Annotated in this window: 19 protein-coding genes; 9 read left to right on the top strand and 10 right to left on the bottom strand. The window is 61.7% G+C overall.

Features of this window, described 5'->3' with window-relative positions; all coding sequences use genetic code 11:
• The first annotated feature begins 268 nt into the window (after positions 1 to 268).
• Positions 269 to 1,894 carry a methyl-accepting chemotaxis protein gene (locus ACJ8PE_RS06075; protein WP_404768924.1) on the top strand — a complete coding sequence of 542 codons (1,626 nt, stop codon included), beginning with the start codon at positions 269 to 271 and terminating at the stop codon, positions 1,892 to 1,894.
• A gap of 155 nt (positions 1,895 to 2,049) precedes the next feature.
• Here the strand turns inward: ACJ8PE_RS06075 and osmB are convergent, their stop codons facing one another.
• Positions 2,050 to 2,262, bottom strand: a complete 213-nt coding sequence (osmB, locus tag ACJ8PE_RS06070; RefSeq protein ID WP_004940700.1) for an osmotically-inducible lipoprotein OsmB — start codon at positions 2,260 to 2,262, stop codon at positions 2,050 to 2,052.
• A 231-nt stretch (positions 2,263 to 2,493) separates the two neighbouring features.
• Between osmB and ACJ8PE_RS06065 the strand changes: the two genes are divergently transcribed.
• From ACJ8PE_RS06065 to ACJ8PE_RS06055, 3 genes are all read left to right on the top strand, one after another.
• Positions 2,494 to 2,889, top strand: a complete 396-nt coding sequence (locus tag ACJ8PE_RS06065) for a DUF427 domain-containing protein (RefSeq protein WP_099783015.1) — start codon at positions 2,494 to 2,496, stop codon at positions 2,887 to 2,889.
• Between the two features lie 131 nt (positions 2,890 to 3,020).
• Entirely contained in the window at positions 3,021 to 3,491 is a 471-nt protein-coding gene (locus ACJ8PE_RS06060; RefSeq protein ID WP_033650438.1) for an Rrf2 family transcriptional regulator, read from the top strand.
• Between the two features lie 193 nt (positions 3,492 to 3,684).
• Positions 3,685 to 3,822 (top strand): AcrZ family multidrug efflux pump-associated protein, encoded by a 138-nt coding sequence (locus tag ACJ8PE_RS06055; RefSeq protein ID WP_016927779.1) that lies wholly within the window; start codon positions 3,685 to 3,687, stop codon positions 3,820 to 3,822.
• Between the two features lie 39 nt (positions 3,823 to 3,861).
• Here ACJ8PE_RS06055 and ACJ8PE_RS06050 read toward each other — a convergent pair whose 3' ends face one another.
• From ACJ8PE_RS06050 to ACJ8PE_RS06025, 6 genes are all read right to left on the bottom strand, one after another.
• Positions 3,862 to 4,623 carry an amino acid ABC transporter ATP-binding protein gene (locus ACJ8PE_RS06050; RefSeq protein ID WP_171453993.1) on the bottom strand — a complete coding sequence of 254 codons (762 nt, stop codon included), beginning with the start codon at positions 4,621 to 4,623 and terminating at the stop codon, positions 3,862 to 3,864.
• Complete coding sequence (locus ACJ8PE_RS06045) at positions 4,620 to 5,525, bottom strand: amino acid ABC transporter permease (RefSeq protein WP_147880536.1); 906 nt, start codon at positions 5,523 to 5,525, stop codon at positions 4,620 to 4,622. The genes ACJ8PE_RS06050 and ACJ8PE_RS06045 overlap by 4 nt, the downstream gene beginning before the upstream one ends.
• On the bottom strand, positions 5,522 to 6,436 hold the full coding sequence (locus ACJ8PE_RS06040; RefSeq protein ID WP_273872884.1) for an ABC transporter substrate-binding protein: 915 nt from the start codon (positions 6,434 to 6,436) through the stop codon (positions 5,522 to 5,524). The genes ACJ8PE_RS06045 and ACJ8PE_RS06040 overlap by 4 nt, the downstream gene beginning before the upstream one ends.
• A 17-nt stretch (positions 6,437 to 6,453) precedes the next feature.
• Entirely contained in the window at positions 6,454 to 7,791 is a 1,338-nt protein-coding gene (locus tag ACJ8PE_RS06035; protein WP_197792326.1) for an LLM class flavin-dependent oxidoreductase, read from the bottom strand.
• A gap of 19 nt (positions 7,792 to 7,810) precedes the next feature.
• Positions 7,811 to 9,115 (bottom strand): MmgE/PrpD family protein, encoded by a 1,305-nt coding sequence (locus ACJ8PE_RS06030; RefSeq protein WP_197760540.1) that lies wholly within the window; start codon positions 9,113 to 9,115, stop codon positions 7,811 to 7,813.
• A gap of 225 nt (positions 9,116 to 9,340) precedes the next feature.
• A complete protein-coding gene (locus ACJ8PE_RS06025) occupies positions 9,341 to 10,228 on the bottom strand; it encodes a LysR family transcriptional regulator (RefSeq protein WP_197760539.1) in 888 nt (295 codons plus the stop codon).
• Positions 10,229 to 10,349: 121 nt separating this feature from the next.
• On the opposite strand from ACJ8PE_RS06025, the gene ACJ8PE_RS06020 reads away from it, so the two are divergent.
• Together ACJ8PE_RS06020 and ACJ8PE_RS06015 are read left to right on the top strand one after the other, a co-directional pair.
• Positions 10,350 to 11,516 carry a serine hydrolase domain-containing protein gene (locus tag ACJ8PE_RS06020; protein WP_116286865.1) on the top strand — a complete coding sequence of 389 codons (1,167 nt, stop codon included), beginning with the start codon at positions 10,350 to 10,352 and terminating at the stop codon, positions 11,514 to 11,516.
• Positions 11,507 to 12,724 (top strand): MFS transporter, encoded by a 1,218-nt coding sequence (locus tag ACJ8PE_RS06015; RefSeq protein WP_197792330.1) that lies wholly within the window; start codon positions 11,507 to 11,509, stop codon positions 12,722 to 12,724. Before ACJ8PE_RS06020 ends, ACJ8PE_RS06015 begins: the two co-directional genes overlap by 10 nt.
• Here the strand turns inward: ACJ8PE_RS06015 and ACJ8PE_RS06010 are convergent.
• On the bottom strand, positions 12,651 to 13,526 hold the full coding sequence (locus tag ACJ8PE_RS06010; protein WP_197760536.1) for an alpha/beta hydrolase: 876 nt from the start codon (positions 13,524 to 13,526) through the stop codon (positions 12,651 to 12,653). The genes ACJ8PE_RS06015 and ACJ8PE_RS06010 overlap by 74 nt on opposite strands.
• Positions 13,527 to 13,676: 150 nt before the next feature.
• On the opposite strand from ACJ8PE_RS06010, the gene ACJ8PE_RS06005 reads away from it, so the two are divergent.
• From ACJ8PE_RS06005 to ACJ8PE_RS05995, 3 genes are all read left to right on the top strand, one after another.
• Positions 13,677 to 14,426 (top strand): DeoR/GlpR family DNA-binding transcription regulator, encoded by a 750-nt coding sequence (locus ACJ8PE_RS06005; protein WP_033650433.1) that lies wholly within the window; start codon positions 13,677 to 13,679, stop codon positions 14,424 to 14,426.
• A 12-nt stretch (positions 14,427 to 14,438) separates the two neighbouring features.
• The gene (locus ACJ8PE_RS06000) at positions 14,439 to 15,506 is read left to right on the top strand and encodes an oxidoreductase (protein ID WP_404768922.1); all 1,068 of its coding nucleotides are present in this window, start codon (positions 14,439 to 14,441) and stop codon (positions 15,504 to 15,506) included.
• Between the two features lie 113 nt (positions 15,507 to 15,619).
• The gene (locus tag ACJ8PE_RS05995; RefSeq protein WP_404768921.1) at positions 15,620 to 17,014 is read left to right on the top strand and encodes an MFS transporter; all 1,395 of its coding nucleotides are present in this window, start codon (positions 15,620 to 15,622) and stop codon (positions 17,012 to 17,014) included.
• Here the strand turns inward: ACJ8PE_RS05995 and ACJ8PE_RS05990 are convergent.
• A complete protein-coding gene (locus tag ACJ8PE_RS05990) occupies positions 16,999 to 17,535 on the bottom strand; it encodes a dihydrofolate reductase family protein (RefSeq protein WP_442536728.1) in 537 nt (178 codons plus the stop codon). The two genes, ACJ8PE_RS05995 and ACJ8PE_RS05990, sit on opposite strands and share 16 nt — an antisense overlap.
• Positions 17,535 to 17,936 (bottom strand): VOC family protein, encoded by a 402-nt coding sequence (locus ACJ8PE_RS05985; protein WP_273872899.1) that lies wholly within the window; start codon positions 17,934 to 17,936, stop codon positions 17,535 to 17,537. The genes ACJ8PE_RS05990 and ACJ8PE_RS05985 overlap by 1 nt, the downstream gene beginning before the upstream one ends.
• Between the last annotated feature and the right edge of the window lie 111 nt (positions 17,937 to 18,047).

The raw sequence follows: 18,047 nt of genomic DNA, 5'->3' as shown, positions 1-18,047 counted from the left end.
CCTACGGCAGTATTTATTATGGATATGCCTTGAAGTATTGATTGATATTCGACTTGAATGAATTTCTCTGTTTCTAAAATAATATTTCTTATTTGGCGATTCGCAGAGAAGCTTATTTTCTCACCAAGACAATTCCCTCTTTCGTTCACGCCTTAACATGATTTCAACGCATTCCGAACCCGGCAACACCCACCTATGGGAGGCTGTAATCGTCGTGTCATCAATGCTCGTTAGACTCGCGGCATCCTGGTATTACCGACTAAAAATCATGAACATAAAACTGACACTTGGCCGCGGGGCAAAACCTGCGCCCGCGCTGCCGCGCACGTTTGGCTTCGGCAAAAGCATGGGGTTATTAAGCGGCGTAATTTGCGTTATCGCGCTATTTTCTCTGCTGCAATTGTTTTCCACCGTATTTATTTCCAATATTCTGCGCGACGCCAAGATTAACCTGGTGACGGGCGACGCCTTGCATCGCCAGCAGGCGGCGATGGATCGCGCCAGGCTGTCGCTGCTGACGGCCAGCGATACCCTGAACCGTGCGGGCATTTACTATCTGCAGGATAAAGCCACCGGCTCCGACGGCAGCTGGCATAGCCTGCTGGATGAATCGCTGGCGGCGTTGCAGGCTTCAGAGCAGGCCTTCGCCCGGTTTGAGCGCCTGAGCGCGACGGCGCCCGAGGCCGCTGACGCCCTGAAAGGCAGTTATCGCCTGTTCTATGACGGTCTGAAGGAGCAGGCGCAAGGGCTGCAACGCAGCGACAGCATCGATGCGTTTTTCGCCGTGCCGATCCAGGCTTTTCAGGCGGATTTCAACGAGAAGTATCTCGCTTATCAGGCGCTGAACGAACGACGCGGCGATGACGTCAACGTGCGGCAATTGTCGGCGCTGGAGCAGGCCAAAACCTATGCGCTCGGCGCGCTCGCGGCGTTGGCGCTGATCGCCTTGGGCGTGTGGTTCGGCGTTGCTCGTTGGGTGATCGCACCGTTGCAAAGGGCGATCGCCCATCTAAACGTGCTGGCCGCCGGCGATCTTTCGCGGCCGTTGCCGCCTGAACGGGCGGTTAACCGCGAAATGCGTCAGTTGCAAACCAGCATTGGCCACATGCAAAACGGCCTCCAGCGACTGGTGAGTGAGGTGCGCGATGCGGCGAGCGGGATCCTGAACGGCGTCGGGCGGCTGGCGGACGGCAATCGACAGTTGACGGCGCAGTCGGCGAAGCAGGACGGCGAATTGCAGTTGGCGACCGAGCACGTGCAGCAGTTGGCGGCGCGGGTGGAAGAAAACGGCCAATACGCGCAGCTGGCCAATCAACGCACCGAACAGGCCAGGCAGTGCGCCGGCGCCGGTGAAAAGATGATGCAAACCGTCAACGTCTCGATGCAAGGGATCGTCAACCAATCGGCCGAGATGCGCGGCATTGTGGCGCTGATCGACAGTGTGGCGTTTCAGACCAATATTCTGGCGCTGAATGCGGCGATCGAGGCCGCGCACGCCGGCGTTCACGGCCGGGGTTTCGCCATTGTCGCTAAAGAAGTGGGCCTGCTGGCGCAGAAGAGCAGCCATTCTACGCGCGATATTCATCAGCTGATCAACCGCTCGTTGCAGCAAATCGATCAGGGATCGCAAGCGGTAGAGCTGCTGGCGGGCAACTTGCGTCAAATTATCGATCTGGTGAACACGTTTAGCGCACTGATGGGGGAGATCTCGCTGGCGTCGCTCAATCAGGGGGAGAGCATTCAGGACGTGACGGCGCGCATCGCCGGGCTGAATCAGGTGGCGCGGCAAACCGGCGCCGTGGTGAACGCGGTGACCGAGGCTTCGCAGTTGCTGCAGGGCGAATCGGAACGATTGGAAAAAGCGATGGCGCGTTTCAGGCTGCCGGCGCAATAAATAACCCTGGCGCAGGTTAATGAATAATAAAGCCGCGCTTAACGTTATTTATTTAGGTTCGCTCCCTGAGGAATTTCAGCGGAGTAAATAAAAGCAGGCCGGCGCGTGTGGATTAAAAAAGTGTCGGCCTGCGGAGGTTATTTTTGGCGGGAGAATTAACGGCTGGTCTGGTGGCCGATGATGCCGCCCAGCGCTGCGCCGCCGAGGGTGCCCAGCGTGCTGCCGTCGGTCAATACCGCGCCGCCCACGGCACCGACGCCCGCACCGATCGCCGTGTTGCGATCGCGATTGGACATATGCCCACATGCGGTAACGGAAAGCGTCGCCATTACCACCACCAACACACCCGCGGCACGTTTAATATTCATAATGAGTTCCTGGTAAATTGGCTAATTAATGGATTAAAAATAATCCGATTAACTCGCCGGTAGAAGTTGGGATGAATGTATTCCTCCGAAAGAAAATCGAACAGGTAAAAATTCTTAATTTTGGCGCGGTGAAAAGCGATCGCTCGCCGAATGTGCGGCCGTCGGCAAAACCGTTCGGCTATACTGGGAAGACGCCTCACGAGGGGCGGGGCGCACACGCTGGAGGCCGCCATGTCCGAGCTCGTTTCCGCGTCCGGCAAACCGGTGAAAATTCCCGGCCCGGACCATCCGATTACGCTGACCCGCCATCCGACGCGGGTCGTGGTGCGCGGCGCCGGCCAAATCCTGGCCGACAGCCGTCATGTGCTCATCTTGCAGGAAGCCAACTATCCGCCGGTGTTTTACTTTCCGCGTGAGGATGTGAATATGCGGCTGCTGCATAAAAGCACGCATGTGAGCTACTGCCCTTATAAGGGCGACTGCAGTTATTTCTCCCTCACGCTGAACGGCCCACAGGGGGACAATGTGGCCTGGAGCTATGAAATGCCTTACAACGCCGTGGTGGCGATCAAGGATCATCTGGCATTTTATCCCGACAAAGTTACGGCGATCCGTACCGAAGCCTGAGCCGCCGCCGCCTTCGGGCGGGGGCAGGTTGACATTCCACTTATCCCTACTCATTATGTGTATTACCGGAAATTGATACGCTTTTCTTATGTTTTAATCCGACATAAGCGAAACTCTGAGCAGGTGCCAAGGTGTCTACCTCTACGCGATTTGCCGTTGCCATCCATATTCTGACCAACATCACGCTGTGTCGCGGCCAGACGGTGCGTTCCGAAGATATCGCCCGCAGCGTCAACACCAATCCGACGGTGGTGCGGCGCATTCTCGGGGCGTTGGCGGAGGCGGGGCTGACCTATTCGCAGATGGGGCAAGGCGGCGGGGCGCTGTTGGCGCGGCCGGCGGAAGCGATTTCTCTGCTAGACGTGTATCGCGCGGTGGAGGATCAACCTTATTTCACGCTGCATCGCACCCGGCCTAACGAGGCGTGCTATATCGGCCACGCCATTACCCCGGTGCTGGAGCAAGAGTTTGCGCGCGTCGGCCACGCGCTGGAAGCCAGCCTGGCACAGACCAGCATCGCCGAAATGGCCGGACAGGTTGAGCTGCGCGCCGGCTATCCCTTCGTCCCTTGTTCACCGCAATATCAAGCAGATACGCAATAAAAAATCATGCCAAACCCCGTTCCGCACAGAGCATTTTTTGCATTGCGTTAATGTAATTGTGTAAGTTACATTAGCTCGCATCAAGTGTGATGTAGCTCACGTTTTAGACTGCCTCCCCACGATAATCGACCGTTTGGCCGGAAACCTTTTCTTCCGGCGCAGATTCGCTGTGCTTATAAACCAGGAGAGAACGATGTTAGAAATGATTGAAAGCTTGGCCACCGTGGTGGTCCTGGTGCCGGTAATGGTGGCCGTCTTGCTCGGCGCGATTTACGGCCTGGGTGAAGTGTTCAACGTCTTTTCCGCTATCGGCAGAAAAAATAACGGCTGAATTTGAACGTCAGGGGACGCAACGCCCCCTGACGGAGGGTTACAATACCGTCGCCAGGAAGTTGCGCGTCCTCTCATGTCCCGGCGCATCCAGAACCTGCTGTACGCTGCCCGTTTCAACCACCTTTCCCTGATCCATAAAGACAATCTGGTCGGCCACTTCGCGGGCGAAGCCGATTTCGTGCGTGACCACCACCATGGTCATGCCCGAATGCGCCAAGTCTTTCATCACCTGCAGCACTTCGCCAACCAATTCAGGATCGAGCGCGGAGGTCGGTTCATCAAACAGTAACACCTGCGGGTTCATCGCCAGCGCGCGGGCGATGGCGACGCGTTGCTGCTGGCCGCCGGACAGTTCACGCGGCCAGGCGTTGATGCGATGTTCCAGCCCGACGCGGGCCAGCAGCTGCTTCGCCCGTTCCTGCACCTCGGCTTTTTTTTCCTTTTTCACCCGCAGCGGCGCGTCGCTGACGTTTTGCAACACGGTGCGGTGCGCAAACAAGTTGAACTGCTGAAATACCATGCCGATGCTTTTACGCTGTTCGGCCACCTCGGCTTCTTTCAGCTCGTACAGATGCCGGCCTTTTTGACGATAGCCGATAAGCTGTTCGCCAACGCGAATGGTGCCGCCGTCCAGTTTTTCCAGGTGGTTGATGCAGCGCAACAGGGTGGATTTGCCGGAGCCGGAAGGGCCGAGGATCACCGTTACCGAACCTGCCGGAATGGTCAGGCTGATGTTTTTCAACACTTCGGTGCCGGAAAAGGATTTCCGCACCCGGTTGATGTGGATGGATGCGCTCATTGTTCACCTCCCTGAGGGGCTTTGCGGTTGAGGAAGAACCGACCGCTGCGCGTTGCCTGCGTGCCGCGGCCAAAATAGCGCTCCACGTAGTATTGACCAATTGACAGAATCGAAGTCATGGCCAGATACCACAGGGTGGCGACCAGCAATAGCGGGATAACCTCGTAGGTGCGTTGGTAAATGATCTGCGCCGAATACAGCACGTCCTGCAGGGCAATCACCGACACCACCGCGGTGGTTTTCAACTGCCCGATCACTTCATTGCCCGCCGGCGGCAGGATGGTGCGCATCGCCTGCGGTAATACCACGCGCCACAGGATTTGCCCACGACGGTAGCCCAGCGCTTTGGCGGCTTCCAACTGGCCGCTACTGACGCTTTGGATGCCTGCGCGCACAATTTCCGCCGCATAGGCCGACTGATGCATCACCAGCGCAATCACCGCGGCGCTGAAGGTGCTGATAAGGGTATTGGTCGGCGCGCTGGCGACTTCGCCCAGAAACGGGATCCACAAGCTGATGCGGGGATAAAGCGCGGCGATGTTGTACCACAGGAACAGCTGCACCAGCATCGGCACTGCACGGAAGAACCAGGTGTAGAACCAGCTTACCGCCACCAATACCGGATTGGCCGACAGGCGCATCAGCGCCAGCAGCACGCCGCCGGCGAAGCCGAACACCACCGAAATCACCGTCAGCTTCAGCGTCATGAGCACGCCGTTGAGGATGGACGCCTCGGTGAGGTTTTCCGCCACCACCGACCATTCAAAGCGCGGGTTGTGCAGCATGGAATTGACGATAACGGCGACGATCAGCAGCACAACCAGGGCGCTGAGCCAGCGTCCGTAATGCCGGTGGCCGACGATGCTCAGTTCCGCGTCGTCGACAGGGTATTGCCCACTCATTTTGCGATCTCTTCATTGATGCCGGCGGTTTTCACTGCACCAAAACCGATATCCCAGCCGTCGAGGATTTTCTGGTAGCTGCCGTCGGCGATCAGTGAATTTAGCGCTGCCTGCACCGGTTTCACCAGTTCGGAGCCTTTTGGCAGGGCGATGGCCACCGTGGTGCCGTCGATGTTGATATCACCGGCCAGCGTCAGCGGTTTGACGTGGGCGGCCTGGTAGCGCAGCCCTTCATACGGGCCGAAAAACATCGGTACGCGGCCGCTGATCACCGCTTGCACCCCGGCCGGGCGGTCCGGGAAGATCGGCATGGTGATGGCCGGTTTGCCGGCGGCGACGCATTGATCGCTGGCCTGCTGCAGACGGGTTATTTGCGAGGTGCCTGCGCCGGCGCCGACGGTCTGGCCGCACAACTGGGCCAGCTCGGTGTAAGGGCCAAGCGCAGCGTCTTTGCGGGCGATCAAGGCCAGCTTGGAAGCGTTGTAATAGCCGACGAAGTCCACCTGCTGGAAGCGCTTTTTGTTGGCGTCAATGTTGGCTAGCGCGACGTCATAACGGCCGGACTTCAGGCCGGGGATGATGTTGTCGAAACCGCCGGTGTCCTTCCAGTGGATCGCCACGCCCAGGCGATCGGCAATCGCGCTCATCACGTCGATTTCACGCCCGGCCAGCGTTTTGTTGTCCGCCTGGTAAAAAGTGGTCGGCGGGGTGTTCGGGTTAGTGCCGGCAACGATATAGCCGGCCTTTTTGATTGATTCAGGCAGGCTGTCGTGCAGCGCCGGATCGGCGGCAGCTTTCACCGCCGCCTTGAAGGGAACATCGCCTTCAGCGGCATGACCGGCGGCCAACGGCGCCAGCGTGGAGGAAGCCAACAGCAGGGACAGTACGGTGCGTTTGAATGTGGTTTTCATCATAATTTCCCTGCGGATTAAGCCGATTTTACGTTAGCGAAGTTGATTGCCGGTTCAGGCAGGCCCAGGTTTTCACGCAGGGTTGCATACTGATACTCCTCACGGAACAGGCCACGGCGGCGCAGCTCCGGGATCACCAGCTCGACGAACAGTTCCAGTTGGTTGGGCAACACCGCCGGCATGATGTTGAAGCCGTCTGCGCCTTGCTGTTCCAGCCATAGCTGGAAGTCGTCGGCGATCTCTTCGGCGGTACCTACCACCACGCGGTGGCCGCGCGAACCGGCCGCGACGGCCGCCAGCTCGCGCAGCGTCAGGTTTTCCCGCGCGGCCAGATCGGTCAGCAGTTTCACGCGGCTTTGGCCGCCTTCGGTGGCGCCCACGTTCGGCACCGGGCCGTCCAGCGGGTAATCGCTCAAATCGAAACCAAAGCGCGCCGACAGCTGTTCAATGCCGTTATCGATATCCACCAGTTGATTCAACTGATACCAGGTTTCCTGCGCTTCTTCTTTGGTACGGCCGACAATCGGCATCACACCTGGCAGGATCAGCAGGTGGTCCGGGTTGCGGCCGGCGTCGACCACGTATTTTTTCTGACTGCGGTAGAAAGCCTGTCCTTCTTCCAGGCTGGCGGCGGCGGTGAACACCACTTCGGCGGTTTCCGCCGCCAGCTGTTGGCCGGCCGGGGACGATCCGGCCTCAATGATCACTGGCCGCCCCTGCGGTGAGCGGGAAATGTTCAGCGGGCCCTGCACCGAGAAATGCTTGCCTTTATGGTTGGCGGCGTGGATTTTCTCGTCTATGGCGTACACGCCATTTTGCTTGTCGCGCACGATGGCGTCTTTTTCCCAGCCGTCCCACAGTTTGTAGCTGGCCTCGAGGAATTCCCGCGCCACTTCATAGCGCTCGGCGTGCGACGGCAGATCTTCACGGCTGAAGTTGCGCGCCGCATCGCTGGAGAAAGAGGTCACCACGTTCCAGGCGGCGCGGCCGTGGCTGATATGGTCGATGGAGGCCATGGCGCGCGCCAGGTGGAAGGGTTGATCGAAAGTGGTGGAGGCGGTCGCCGCCAGCCCGATATGGCGGGTGTTGACCGCCAGCGCCGCGAGCAGCGTCAGCGGCTCCAGGCGTGACATCGTCGAGGGCAGTCGGTGCACGCTGGTCGCTAATGCGTCGCCGACGAAGAACATATCGAAGGTGCCTTCTTCGGCTGTTTTTGCGATCCAGGTGAACCAGTCGATATCGGTCGGCGAACCGCTGGCGCCTTCTGCGCGCCATCCCCCGATGTGGTGCCCCAGCGCCTGAACGAACAGGCCGAGACGGAGTTGGCGCGAGGGTGTTGAAGGTGAAGTACTCATAATTATTCCTGTTTTATTATTAATTTAACAATGCAATCAGTCGCGGCAGCGCGCCAGGGGACATGAGGGCGCAGTCGCGGATAACGCTTTCGCCTTCGAGGCCCGGAAGCAGCTGGAGAATGGCGCGCAGCTTGGCGTCGAGGTCTGTTGGCCGGGCGGCGGTTTGCTTTCTTGTGACCATGTCACTTATTTGCCTTCCGTCCTGCAGTGTCAGGGTCAGGCGATGGAAGCGCATCTCCGGATCGAGCGCGTCCGGCGGGGCCGCGGGATCGACATGGCGCTCAACTTTTGCCGCCAGGGCGGCGATAGCCGTATCGACCGGCTGTTCGCCGTAATGCATCAGCGGGACCTCGCCGTGGTATAGCGCATCGGCGATGACGTATTCGAGGCTAAAGCGCGCTTCCACACCGGTGGCCGGTTGGCGAATATAGGGCGCGGTATCTGCACCGGGCGGAAAACTGACCTCAATCTTTGCGATCTCCGCAAGGGCGTCGCCTTGTTCCTGCAGCCGCGCGCGCAGAGCGAGCGCCGCCTCGGCCGCGCTGTGAGTGCCACCGCAGGTCGGATACCGCTTGAACTCCAGCCCCGGCTGCAGGATGCGCCAGGGAGTGCCCCAACCGGCGGTCAGACATTCCGGTTTTTGCCGGCCGCCGCCGTGGGAAGTCAGCAGGCTGTCCAGCACGCCCTCCGGTTGGCCGATGAAACCGGCCTGAGCCAGCAGGGCGGCGTTGACCGCGTTGCGTGCCGCCAGGCCGGCGTGCAGCGGTTTGGCCGCCGAACCGAACTGGCTGCGCAGGCCCGCCGCCTGCGTAGCCGCCAGGCCCAGAGCAATCTGCGTTTGCCGCTGGTCAAGCTGCAGATAACGCGCCACGGCGGCGCAGGCGGCGACCGCGCCCAGGGTGGCGGTGCTGTGAAAACCCAGTACGTAATGTTGCGTGCCAGCGGCCAATCCCAGCCGGCCAGCGGCCTCTACGCCGATGACATAGGCGGTTAACAGCTCAGCGACATTGTCACTCTCACCGTTCAGCGCCAGCAGGGCGGAGAGCACTACGGTGCTCGGATGGCCACGCAGCGCAGGATGGTAATCATCGAAGTCCAACGAGTGGCTGACATAGCCATAGCGCAGTGCGCGGTTCTCGCTGCCGTTCGGCGGAAACGTCGTGCCGATCGCTGCCAGACCGGCATCGCTCAACGCCCCGCGGGCAATCGGCAGCGCGCAGGCGAAGTAATCTTTCACGCCGCGGCGAGCGGCTGACAGGGCGGTTTCATCCGGCTGGCTGTTCAATATCAGATGAGCGAATTGGGCGGTTATCGGTAATGACAAGGCGTTAACACCTGAATTTATAGATGGTTATGCACGAGTGCGGGGTGAAAGGTATTGTGTGGCGGTTTTCTTTGTCCCGAAAGAACGAACGGCGCTTCCATATCGCTGAATGGAATATCACGACGGCGCTGCGCCGCCGTCAGGGCTGCTGGTAGGCGCGGCAGGCTGCGCTTTAGCTATTTTTGTGCAAAGCAAAACTGAATTTGTTCTAGCACGGTAGAGGACTTAGGCCGAGAAAAGGCGAACGCTCATGATGTCGATAAATGCCCTGAGACGCGGGGTAAGATGTTTGCTTGAAGGCCAGAGAATTTTGAGACTGCCACTGTGTTGGCAGTGGTCGCCAAGCACCGGTTGGAGCCGCTGCTGCTCCAGCGCCTGTCGCACCGCGAAATCGGGCAGGCAGGCGATGCCCAGGCCCTGTTCCGCCAGGTAAATCAGCGTATCGACGGTGTTGCATACCGTGCGCTTGCCCAGGCCTTCGTCGAGCAGTTTATCTCCGCCCGCCACCGGCCAGGTCTCGACTTTGCCGGTGGTGGGGAATCTGTATAACAGGCAGGCGTGATCGCGCAGTTCTGCCGGCTGGCGGGGTATTCCCGCCCGGCGCAGATAGTCCGGCGCCGCCACCAGCTGTAGGTGAAACGTGCCCAGTTGGCGGCTCATTAAGCGAGAATCCTCGGTATCGCCCACGCGGATCACCGCATCGAACCCTTCTTCGATCACCGCGACCCGACGGTCGGAAAAATCGGCTTCCAGCTCAATATCGGGATAGTTCCGGACAAATTCCGCCAATACCGGATTTAACAGGCCTCCCACCAGCGGCAGACTGACGCGCAGTTTGCCGCGCGGCGCGCTATGCGTATCACTGATATCCCGTTCCGCCGCCGCCATCTCCTCCAGAATGCGCTGACACCGCAGCAGAAACCGCCGCCCCTCGGCGGTTAGCGTCATGCTGCGCGTGCTGCGGTGAAACAGACGCACGCCCAATCGGTTCTCCAGGCGGGCGATGCTTTTCCCCACCGCCGAGGCCGAGATGCCGAGCACGCGGCCGGCGTCAACGAAGCTGAGAGTTTCAGCGGCCTGCACGAAGGCGCTCACGCCGGCTAAGTTATCCATCGTTTGTCCTATTACGGACGTTAATGTCCGTTATGAAGGGAAATCTAGCCTGTTTTTCCGCTAATCGCCAGGCCCTATGCTCGGTGACTACAGCATGGGCTGATTATCTGGAGCAATGACGATGAGTGCATATGGGCATACCGCGGGCGTGATAGACCGGGCGATCGATAACGCGCTGGCGGAAAAACGGCTGGTTGGCGCAGTGGTTTTGGTGGCGCAGGGGGGCGATATGTTTTATCGCCGCGCGGCGGGGCTGGCGGATCGCGAAGCCGGCCGGCCGATGGCGTTCAATACGCTGTTCCGTCTGGCTTCGGTATCCAAACCGATCGTGTCCACGGCGGCGCTGGCATTGATGGCGCAAGGCCGTATGCAGCTGGAAGATCCCATCACCCGTTGGCTGCCGCATTTTCGTCCGCGGCTGGCGGATGGCACCACGCCGTTGATGACGTTACGGCATCTCATGACCCACACCGCCGGACTAAGCTACCGTTTTTTCCAGCCGGAAGGGGGATTTTACGCCCAATCGGCGGTCTCCGACGGCATGGATGAGGCGTCTGTCAGCCTGCAGGAGAACGTGCGGCGTATTGCCTGCGCCCCTTTGCTGGCGCCGCCCGGCGCGGCGTGGCGCTATTCCATCGCGACCGATGTCCTGGGCGCGGCGATCGAACAGGCGAGCGGCCTGCCGCTGGCGCAGGCAGTAAAAAAATGGGTGACCGGGCCGCTGGCGATGACGGATACCGATTTCCTGGCGGTGGATCCTGCACGTTTGGCGGCCGCTTACGCCGATCATCCCGGCGAGCCGCGCCGCCTGCGCCAACCGGATCATTTACCGTTTATCGATGGCAGCGCCGGTTTTCATCTGTCGCCGGCGCGAGCGTTGGATCCGTTGGCTTACGCCTCAGGCGGTGCCGGCATGGTCGGCTCGGCCGAGGATTTCCTGCGCCTGCTGGAAGCGTTGCGCCAGGGAGGAACGCCGGTGCTGCCAACCGATTGGGTGACGGCGTTCACCAGCAACCAAATCGGCGATTTGTCGATGCCGTTTTGGCCGGGGCGCGGTTTCGGCCTCGGCATTACCGTACTGAAAGACCCCATCGCCGCGCAAACGCCGGAGTCCGTGGGGACCTGGCGAATGGGCGGCACCTATGGCCATTCCTGGTTCGTCGATCCTGTCCGGCAGCTCAGCGTCGTCGCGTTTACCAACACGGCGCTGGAGGGCATGTCCGGCGCCTTTGTCGGCGAGATTTGTCAGGCGGTCTATGCCGCGACGGGAGCGATGCAATGCGCCTGATGCCGCCGATTTTCTTCCTCGCGCTGGGGTTGTTCGGCGTCTACTGCATCGAGTTCGGCGTGGTGGGCATTTTGCCGCAGATCATCGCACGGTATGGCATCTCCACGGCGCAGGCCGGCTGGCTGGTCGGGATCTTCGCCCTGACCATCGCGCTGTTCGGGCCGCTGTTGGTGCTGCTGGCGTCGCGATTCAATCGCAAACGCATGTTGTTGATCGCGTTGACCGTGTTTGCGGCGGCCAGCGCGCTGTCCGCTCAGACGGACAGTTTCGCCATGCTCATGCTGCTGCGTATTGTGCCGGCGCTGTTTCATCCGATCTATTTTTCGCTGGCCATGGTGGCGGCCGCGGCGCTTTATCCCCCGCATCAGGCCACCAAAGCAACCGCCTATGCGTTCATCGGCACCAGCATGGGCATGGTGTTGGGGATACCGTTGACGCAATGGATCGCCGGGCAGTTCAGCTATGAAGCCTCGTTCCGGTTCTGTGCCTGGGTCAATCTCCTGGCGGCGGCGGGATTGCTGATGCGGTTGCCCGACGTCGTCGTTCAGCGCCTCAGTTATGGCAAACAGCTGACGATCCTGCGCAGCGGGACGCTGTGGCTGAATATCATCACCTGCGTGCTGATCTTTGCCGCCATGTTCGCCGTCTATGCTTACGCGGCTGAATATCTCAGCCGTGAAATCGGCCTCAGCGGCGGCGCCATCGGCTTTCTTCTGGTGGCGTTCGGCGTGGGCGGTGTCGCGGGCAACCTGTTGGCCGGCAAGGGGTTGAGCCGCCATCGAGCGCTGACGGTGCTGCTGCACCCGCTAGCCTTGATTGCGGCTTATGCGCTGCTGTATCACTACGGCAGCGCGAATATCGGTTCGATGACGGCGCTTTGTCTGTATTGGGGAGCGGCGCACACCAGCGGTTTGATCGTGACGCAGATCTGGCTGACATCCGAAGCCCCCCAGGCGCCGGCGTTCGCCACCGGGCTGTATATCGCCTTTATCAATCTGGGCGTGGCGCTGGGCTCGCTGGCGGGCGGCTGGTCCATCACCGCGTGGGGGCTACAGGGCAGCCTGCTGTGCGGAGCCTTATTCGCTGCGCTGGCGGTGATTACGATCGCCGCCAGGCTCCGGCTGCAGCGGCAGGCTACCGTTGCGTTGCGTCGATCATCGCCATCACCTGCCGGAACATCGCGCTTTCCGCATCCGCCAGCTCGTTGACCAGCGTAAAGTGATTGCAGTGACGGTCGGCCAGCAGGTGGACGTCGAGGCCGCGCGCCAGGCAGGCGTCATAATAGGCCTGCGTCTGGTTTTTGAACCCCTGGGTTTCGCGGTGGCCGACGTCGAGCAGGATCTGCGGCGCATGCGCTTTCTCCGGCAGCAAAAACAGCGGGCTGAGAGTTTGCGCCTGTTCGGGCGTCAGGTGCAGCCAGTCGTTGATGTAGATATCGCACAGCGGGCGCAGATCGTAGAGGCCGCTCAGCGCCAGCGCGCCTTTGATCGCATCGGGCGGCAGGCGATAGCGTTGCTGCCAGCCGTCGGCGATCAGCATGCCGCACAGGTGGCCGCCGGCCGAACTGCCGCTGACGAAAATGCGCGCCGGATCGATGCCGAACGGCGCCCCGTGATGATAAAGCCAGGCGACGGCGCTGCGCACCTCATGCACGATCTCCGCCAGCGTCGCTTCCGGCGCCAGCGTATATTCCAGCGTGGCGACCGCCACACCGCGGCGGGCGAACGCGGCGGCCATCGAGCAGGCTTCCTCTTTGCGCTGCGAATGCCAGTAGCCGCCATGAATAAAGATCAGCAGCGGGGCGGGCTGTGCGCTGGCCGGGAACAGATCGAGACGCTCGGCGGCGCTCATGCCGTAGCGCAGATCGTAAATGCCCGGTGTCTGCGCTTTGGCGCGCTGCGCCAGCGCGGCATAGTCCGCCATGCAGGCGTCAAAATCCTCCACCGAAGCGCGGGCGTTGTATTGCGCGGCGCGGGCGCTCAGGTCTTCAAACGTCAGATCGATGTTCATGCGTTTCTCCGGATTGTTATGCGTTATGTCTTCATCATCGTCCCGCAGGGGAAAAGATGTTTGATCTCCGGTGCGCACAATTGCGGCTTCTCCAATGCTGTTATCTGCTGTATATTGCCGTTTTATGCTTTTTTAATGCGGAATAATCCCATGCACAAAGCGGCACGACAGCGCCATTTACTGGATTTGCTCAGCGAACGCGGGCAGGCGGCGGTGGCGGAGTTGGCCAGCGCCATCGGTGTTTCGGTCGATACCGTGCGCCGCGACTTGGCCGATCTTGAGCGGCAGGGGTTGGCGCAGAAACATCACGGCGGCGCGATAGCGCTCGAACCGTCCGGCATGCCGCGCCAGGCGCGCGCGGCGCTGTTGCCGCAGGTCAAGCAGCGGCTCGGCCGCGCGGTGGCCGCACAGATCCCGCCCGGCAGCACCCTGATGCTGGATGCGGGCAGTACGCTGTTGGCGGTGGCGCAAGCGTTGCGCGGCCCGGCGACGGTGATCACCGCCTCGCTGGATATCGCGCAGTGCCTGAGCGATAAGCCGGAGATCCAACTGATCCTGCTCGGCGGCCAGTGGGACGCGCGCCAACGGCTGTTCGCCGGCAGCGCGACGCTGGCGTTGCTGGAACGCTACCGCGCGGACATCGCTTTGCTGGGCGCCTGTGCGGTGCATTCTCAGCTGGGGCTGAGCGCCGGCGAAGAGGCCGATGCAGAGGTCAAACGCGCCATGCTGGCCAACAGCGGCGAGCGCTGGCTGGTGGCCGACCATATGAAGCTGGATCGCTGCGAGCCGCATCACGTGGCGGATCTGGCGCAGATCCAACGCCTGTTTACCGATCGCCCATGGGATAACCTGGACGAGCAATCAATGATTGAACTTTGTGTCGTCGCCGACGACCGCTAGAGGAGAACACTGATGAACGATAACGCTCAACCGTTGCAGGTGGCGCTGATTGGTTACGGCTTTGTCGGCAAGGCGTTTCATGCGCCGCTGATTAACGCGGTGCCGGGTCTGGCGCTGAACGTGGTGGCTTCGCGCGATGCCGCCAAAGTCCATGCCGATCTGCCGCACGTGCGCGTGATCGCCGATCCGCTGGAGGCGATCCGCTTGCCGGAAGTGGACCTGGTGGTGATTGCTTCGCCGAACGCCACCCATGCGCCGCTGGCGCTGGCTGCGCTGGAAGCGGGCAAGCACGTGGTGGTGGATAAGCCGTTTACGCTGGATTTGGCGCAGGCGCGCACGCTGATTGCGGCGGCGGAGAAGCACGGCCGTCTGCTGTCGGTATTCCAGAATCGCCGCTGGGACAGCGATTTCCTGGGCGTGAAGCAGGTGATCGAGCAGGGACTGATCGGCAAGGTAACGCACTTTGAGTCGCACATCGATCGTTACCGCCCAGAAGTGCGGGTGCGCTGGCGCGAGCAGAATCTGCCGGGTAGCGGGCTGTGGTTCGATCTGGGGCCGCACATGGTCGATCAGGCGCTGCAGCTGTTCGGTTTGCCGCACAGCGTGCAGGCCAACATCGCCACGCTGCGCGCCAATGCGCAGATCAATGACTGGGCGCATGTGGTGCTGAACTACCCGACGCACCGCGTGATTTTGCATGGCAGCATGCTGGTGGCGGGCGGCGTCGCGCGCTTTACCGTGCACGGCGAGAAAGGCAGCGTGGTCAAAGCGCGCGCCGACGGGCAGGAGAGCCAACTGCTGGCCGGCGTAACGCCGGGTTCGGCGGAGTGGGGTAAAGACGACGACGCGATGCGCCTGTTTATCGGCACGGAGCCGGTGTGTACGTTGCCGACGCCGGATGGCGATCAGCGCCAATATTACTTCCAGGTGCGTGACGCGCTGCGCGGCGCCGGCGCCAACCCGGTCACCGCATCGCAGGCGTTGGCGGTGATGGCGGTGCTGGAAGCGGCCACCCTGGCGGCGGAAACCGGCGTAACCCAAACGCTGCCGCTCACCGAGGCGGAGATCGCCGCCTGGTAACGCATCGCGCCAGATAAGGCGTCAGATGCATTGATACAGTGCATCGCATGCGCCTTCCGCCATCCCAACCCCTGACATAGGCTAACCCTCAGTCTATGTCAGGAGTGCTTATCATGTTATCCCATCCTTCGCCGCAGGGCGTCCGCGGCATACTGGCCGCACTTTCTCTGTGTATGCTGCTGTCATCGCTCGGCATCAGCATCGCCAACGTCGGGCTGCCGGCGCTCGCCACCGCATTCCATGCGTCGTTCCAGGCAGTGCAGTGGGTGCTGCTCTGCTATTTGTTGGCCGTCACCACCTGCATCATCGGCATCGGCCGCTTGGGCGACAGCCTCAATCGTCGCCGCCTGCTGCTGGCGGGCATCGCGCTGTTTACCGCCGCTTCGCTGGCTTGTGCGTTGGCTCCGCAGCTGTGGCTGCTGCTGGCGGCGCGCCTGGCGCAGGGGCTGGGGGGCGCAGTCATGATGTCAATCACCATGGCGCTGGCGGGCGAGGCGCTGGGCACGGAAAAGATCGGCCGCGCGATGGGGCTGCTAGGCACTATGTCGGCCGTGGGCACCGCGCTGGGGCCGTCGTTGGGCGGCGCGCTGATCGCCGGCTTCGGCTGGCGAACGATATTCCTGATCAACCTGCCGCTGGGGCTGCTGGCGCTGTGGCTCGCCTGGCGATACTTGCCGAATGGGGCGCGGGCTGCGACGCGCCCTGAACCGTTCGACCGCGCCGGCACGCTGCTGCTGGGCGGCGCATTGCTTTGCTACTCGCTGGCGATGACTCTGGGACGCGGTGATTTCGGCGCGCTTAACCTGGCGTTGGTGTTGGGCGCTCTGTTGGCGGCAGGGGTGTTTATCCGCGTGGAGCGCCGCGCCGTGTCGCCGCTGTTGGCGCCGACGATGTTCCGCCATCCGGCCCTGACGGCGGGGCTGGCGGCCAGCGCGTTGGTCATGACGGTGATGACCGCCACGCTGGTGGTCGGGCCGTTTTATCTGTCGCGCGCGCTGGGGTTAAGCGCCGCGCAGGTGGGGCTGGTGATGTCGGCGGGGCCGGCGGTGGCGATCCTGACCGGTATTCCGGCGGGTTATCTGGTGGATCGCTTTGGATCGCAGCGCATCGCCCAGCTTGGGCTGGCGGCAGTGGCCGCCGGGGCGGGATTGCTGTCGCTGCTGGGCCGCTGGGGCGTACTCGGCTATGTCGCGCCGATCGCGCTGTTGACCGCCGGTTATGCGCTGTTTCAGGTGGCCAACAACACGGTGCTGATGAAGGATCTGTTTCCCGAACGACGCGGGTTGATCGCCGGCATGGTCAATCTGGCGCGCAATCTGGGGGCGATCACCGGCGCGTCGGCGATGGGGGCGCTGTTTTATCTGGCCTCGCAGCGGGTGGCGGGCGCTGCGGCGGCCGCGGCTTACGGCATGCGCGTCACCTACGGCGCGGCGGCGTTGCTGGCGTTGGCGGCATTGCTTATCGCCTTCGGCGGCCGCCGACTGGCGCTGCGTTATGACGCGCGCTGAACGGCGTAGCGTTCTTGCACGAAACCGTTGTCCGACTGGGTGACGGCGAGCAGACGCAGGCGCTGCTCAGGGGCATCGGCGCCGAACAAGGGAATGCCGCCGCCCAGCAGCAGCGGCACGCGCGTAATCGTCAATTCGTCGATCAACCCGGCCTGCAGGAAACGCTGCACGGTCTGGCCGCCGTCGATATACAGGTGACGGCAGCCGGCTTCGGCCAACCGCGCCACGACGCTGGCCGGTTCGCCGCTCATCCAGCGGACAGGCTCTGCACTCTGCGGTGCGGATTGCGTCGTCAGTACCACCACCGGCAGTTCTCCATAGGGCCATTCGGGAAAGGCGCGGACTTTTTCATAGGTATGGCGGCCCATCACCAGCGCGTCGATGTCGGCGATAAACGCTTCAAAACTCAGGCCATTGAGCAACGACACCGCGTACTCGGGCCGCAGCAGCCAATCGATGTCGCCGTCCGGGCCGGCAATGAATCCGTCTACGCTGGTGGCGATGTAAACCGAGCATTTCATCAGGCGAGATCTCCGCGGTAAACCACATGGACCTTGTTGCCGTCGGGATCGCGCAGGTAAGCGCCGAAATAGCCTTTGCCGTAGTGCGCGCGCTCGCCGGGTTCGCCTTCACTGATGCCACCCGCCAGCAGGCCGGCGGCGTAGGCGCGTTTAACCGCCAGCTCGTCGGCGGCGAGAAAGGCCAGCATGCTGCCGTTGCCGGCGCTGGCGGGCTGTCTGTCGAAGGGTTGGTAGGCATAAAACCGCGGCAGCGTTTGGCCCGGCATCACCCAGCAGCGGGCGGCGGGGCCGCCGTCCGGCGTCACTTCCCGCCGTTGTAAACCCAATGGCAACAAAATGGCGTCGTAGAACGCGGCGGCGGCGTCCAGATCGCTGACGCCGACGGTAATATGGCTGAACATGGCGCGTTTCCTTTCCCAAGAGAGAATAATGAACGGATAAAACAGTAGCAGCGATAGCGCAGGATGGACAGACCGCCGTGGAGGATTCGGATTAGGGACGCGCGCAGGGGG

The organism is Serratia sp. CY74737, assembly GCF_052166775.1.
Taxonomy (GTDB): Bacteria; Pseudomonadota; Gammaproteobacteria; order Enterobacterales; family Enterobacteriaceae; genus Serratia; species Serratia ureilytica.
This window is presented reverse-complemented; position numbering and strand designations above follow the sequence as displayed.

Coding starts and splice junctions, on each gene's coding strand:
- ACJ8PE_RS06055 (WP_016927779.1), top strand. CDS start 3,685: ATGTTAGAAATGATTGAAAGCTTGGCCACCGTGGTGGTCCTGGTGCCG.
- ACJ8PE_RS06020 (WP_116286865.1), top strand. CDS start 10,350: ATGAGTGCATATGGGCATACCGCGGGCGTGATAGACCGGGCGATCGAT.
- osmB (WP_004940700.1), bottom strand. CDS start 2,262: ATGAATATTAAACGTGCCGCGGGTGTGTTGGTGGTGGTAATGGCGACG.
- ACJ8PE_RS06010 (WP_197760536.1), bottom strand. CDS start 13,526: ATGAACATCGATCTGACGTTTGAAGACCTGAGCGCCCGCGCCGCGCAA.
- ACJ8PE_RS05990 (WP_442536728.1), bottom strand. CDS start 17,535: ATGAAATGCTCGGTTTACATCGCCACCAGCGTAGACGGATTCATTGCC.
- ACJ8PE_RS06075 (WP_404768924.1), top strand. CDS start 269: ATGAACATAAAACTGACACTTGGCCGCGGGGCAAAACCTGCGCCCGCG.
- ACJ8PE_RS06045 (WP_147880536.1), bottom strand. CDS start 5,525: ATGAGTGGGCAATACCCTGTCGACGACGCGGAACTGAGCATCGTCGGC.
- ACJ8PE_RS06000 (WP_404768922.1), top strand. CDS start 14,439: ATGAACGATAACGCTCAACCGTTGCAGGTGGCGCTGATTGGTTACGGC.
- ACJ8PE_RS06065 (WP_099783015.1), top strand. CDS start 2,494: ATGTCCGAGCTCGTTTCCGCGTCCGGCAAACCGGTGAAAATTCCCGGC.
- ACJ8PE_RS05995 (WP_404768921.1), top strand. CDS start 15,620: ATGTTATCCCATCCTTCGCCGCAGGGCGTCCGCGGCATACTGGCCGCA.
- ACJ8PE_RS06025 (WP_197760539.1), bottom strand. CDS start 10,228: ATGGATAACTTAGCCGGCGTGAGCGCCTTCGTGCAGGCCGCTGAAACT.
- ACJ8PE_RS06035 (WP_197792326.1), bottom strand. CDS start 7,791: ATGAGTACTTCACCTTCAACACCCTCGCGCCAACTCCGTCTCGGCCTG.
- ACJ8PE_RS05985 (WP_273872899.1), bottom strand. CDS start 17,936: ATGTTCAGCCATATTACCGTCGGCGTCAGCGATCTGGACGCCGCCGCC.
- ACJ8PE_RS06040 (WP_273872884.1), bottom strand. CDS start 6,436: ATGAAAACCACATTCAAACGCACCGTACTGTCCCTGCTGTTGGCTTCC.
- ACJ8PE_RS06005 (WP_033650433.1), top strand. CDS start 13,677: ATGCACAAAGCGGCACGACAGCGCCATTTACTGGATTTGCTCAGCGAA.
- ACJ8PE_RS06015 (WP_197792330.1), top strand. CDS start 11,507: ATGCGCCTGATGCCGCCGATTTTCTTCCTCGCGCTGGGGTTGTTCGGC.
- ACJ8PE_RS06050 (WP_171453993.1), bottom strand. CDS start 4,623: ATGAGCGCATCCATCCACATCAACCGGGTGCGGAAATCCTTTTCCGGC.